The organism is Deltaproteobacteria bacterium (genome assembly GCA_005879535.1).
Lineage (GTDB): Bacteria > Myxococcota > Myxococcia > Myxococcales > 40CM-4-68-19 > 40CM-4-68-19.
This window is the reverse complement of sequence record VBKI01000116.1, coordinates 1-2,862: the sequence shown is the minus strand read 5'-3', so window position 1 is coordinate 2,862 and position 2,862 is coordinate 1. Positions and strand designations below refer to the sequence as shown.

Here is a 2,862-nt window from a genome sequence, read left to right as displayed (position 1 = left end):
TTCGACTTGGCCCCCAACTCGTAGTTCCAGACGGTCTCGTCGCTCCAGTTGGTGTGGCCGCCGAAGGTGACCTTGTCCTGGTCCGAGCAGAGCGAAACGTTGAGGGGGTCGTTGATGCCACCCAGGCGGAAGCCTCGGGAGACCTGGGCGTTGATCTTCGTGGCGTCTGTGATCGTGTAGCTCACGATGAACCGCGGGGCCACGCCGTCGGCCTTCGTGGTGCCGGGTTGCGACTGGACCACGCCACCCTCGCCCTCGCCGAAGATGCCGCCAAAGAGCTGCTGCTTGTCTTCGCTGAAGTGGTAGTAGCGCAGGCCGGCGATGACGTCCCACTGGTCGGTCAGCGCCACGGTGCCCTCGCCGAAAACGGCGAACTGGTCCAGCTTGTAGGACAGCTCGGAGAAGAAGAGGCTGTCCGGCGGCGCGAGCGTGTCGCTTGAAGATCGAGAGGGAATGCCGCTGCGTGCCGTGAAGCCCGTGACGGGCAGGTCCTGGCCATAGTCGCGGTGCAGGTGGGCGTAGAAGCCGCCCAAGACCCATCGGAAGCGGTCCTGGGTGCCCGAGAGCCGGAGCTCCTGGGTGAACGTCGTTGCCGGCTTCCGGTTCGGCCGCGCGGGGTCTCCGCCGCCCGTGGCGTCGTAGAGAGGCGCGTTCAACGAGTAGACGGGCTCGGGCTGGCCGATGGTGCCGGCCGTGATGCTGGAGGTGAGCGCGCCCGCGTCGCGCACGACGAGGATGTCGCGGACGTTGTAGGAGGTGATCGAGGTGACCTCGGCGACGCCGAAGTCGTAGTTGATGTTCAGGTCGCCCAGGTACCACTTGTCGGTGTACGGCTCCCGGACCTGGATGAACTGCTCCCGATCGCCTAGCGTGACCGCGGGCCGGTTCGTGGTGAACGGGTTGGCTAAGATGTTGTAGGCGTCGATGCGGTTCCAGCCGTCCATCTCGATCTTCTGGTAGAGGAAGCGTGGCGTGATGCTCAGCTTGTCATTGGGCGCGAGCTTGACCGCGACGCGCCCGCCGAAGCGCTTGCCGGTGTTCACGTCGTTCTGGGCGGTGGTGAGGTCCGGCTGGATGGAGCCGTTCGACGTTGTCCTGACGCCCGGCGAGTCGATGTAGCCTCCCACGGCGTTGTAGTATGCGGACGCGCGCAGCGCTGCGATCTCTCCCAGGGGGACGTTGAAGCCGAACTTGACGTTTCCTGCCTGGTTGCCGTGCTGGATCGTGCTTCCATCCAGCTCTCCGAACCATTGGGTGGTTCCCAGCTTGGGCTGGTTGGTGATGTAGCGAACCGTGCCGGACTCGGAGCCGGCGCCGAAGAGGGTGCCTTGGGGGCCGCGGAGGACCTCGACGCGGTTCATGTCGAAAAGATCGAGGTCCGGCGTGAACAGGGACATCGAGATCAGTGACTCGTCGAGATAGACGCCGACTTGCTCCTTGACGCCCGGCTGGTCGCGCGCGATCTGTCCCGAGGACACGCCGCGCATCGCCACCTGGCTCTGGCCCGGGCCCAGGTTCTGCACCGTGAAGCCGCCCACGTTCGCCGCTACGTCCTCGATGTCCCTGGCCCCGCGCACGCGGAGCGTCTCTTCGCTCGTCGCTGTCAAGGAGAAGGGAACCTTCCTGACCACGTCCTCGCGCTTCATGGCGGTGACCGTGATCTCCTCCGAGAGGTTCGTCTCGAGAGTGAAGTCGACGGTGAGCGTGCCGCCTGCGGCCACCGCCTGGCTCTGCTGCAGCACCGTCCGAAAGCCGAAGTGCGCCGCAGAGACGCTGTAGTTGCCCGGCGGGAGGCCGGACACCGTGTAGGAGCCGTCCGGCGATGTCGAGGCCTCGTGCTTGGCACCGTCGGCGCCGGTCACGGTCACGGTGGCGCCCGGCAGGACGGCGCCGGTGCTGTCCTTGACGACGCCCGTGACTTGCCCCGTGGACTGCGCGAACGCTGGCGTGGTGGCGAGAAGAGCCGTCGCCGCAGCAAGCCGAAGGCTGCCGATGCTCGACCAGAGCATGTCCCCCTCCTCCGTGAAGGCTTCGAGCGAAGCTGGGTACGCTGGTGAACGGCAGGTGTTGTAGGCAGGCCGTGACGGGATAGTCAAACCCGGCTCTGCCAGGCAATGCCGGAAGCCGGGCTGCGGCCACGTCGAACTCGTTGGCGACGATGCGAACCGGCGCCGCCCGAGTGACGGCCGCGCGCTCTGGATCCGGCGCGTCTCGAAGAAGGGCATCGTGTTCCAATCGCTGCGGCACACGATGGCGACTCTGCTGGCGCGAGCGAAGATGCATCCTTCGGTCGCACAGAAGATTCTGCGACACGCGAACATCGAGACGACGCTCGCGATCTACAGGCACGTCGACGGAATCGAAGAGATGCGCGCGGCAGTCGCAAAGCTCGACTTCGGTCCGCTCCAAGAGCAAGCGCCGTTCAAAGCCATTTCTAAAGTGCCGAGCACGGACGACAGCGAATGGATGCCGCTGAGCGGCGTCCGGTCACAGAGGACGAGATGGAAGCCTTCCTGTGGGCGCTCATTGCTTCAGAGCATAAGCGGCGTACTCGCAAATGGCTTCGTGCAGGTGATCGAGCGCTTGGCCGGACGTCAGCGGAACGCCGCCGGCCAGAACCACAGGGTGCGCCGGTGTAGATCGCTGCGTGTCATCTGGTAGCGGGTCAGTACACTGCCCGCTGTTGCTGGACCTGCTTGGTGGCCAACGAGAAGCGTGGCTCGGGGGACCCGAGCGATCCGAGCAGCGCGCGCGCCGCGTAGTCGCCCACTGCCGGCCCGTGCTTGAAGCCGTGGCCTGAGCCGCCTCCAACCAGCCAGACATTCTCCAACTCGGGATGGCGGTCGATGAGAAAGTCGCCGT

The 2,862-nt window shown here is 65.7% G+C and carries 2 protein-coding genes; one reads left to right on the top strand and one right to left on the bottom strand.

Going from position 1 to position 2,862, the window contains the following annotated elements:
• Nucleotides 1-2,321 (bottom strand): TonB-dependent receptor (locus tag E6J58_24240; GenBank protein TMB31567.1); only part of this gene is annotated, 2,321 nt, incomplete at its 3' end.
• On the opposite strand from E6J58_24240, the gene E6J58_24235 reads away from it, so the two are divergent.
• Complete coding sequence (locus E6J58_24235) at nucleotides 2,251-2,661, top strand: hypothetical protein (GenBank protein ID TMB31566.1); 411 nt, start codon at nucleotides 2,251-2,253, stop codon at nucleotides 2,659-2,661. The genes E6J58_24240 and E6J58_24235 overlap by 71 nt on opposite strands.
• Nucleotides 2,662-2,862 lie beyond the last annotated feature (201 nt).

Coding starts and splice junctions, on each gene's coding strand:
- E6J58_24235 (TMB31566.1), top strand. CDS start 2,251: ATGGCGACTCTGCTGGCGCGAGCGAAGATGCATCCTTCGGTCGCACAG.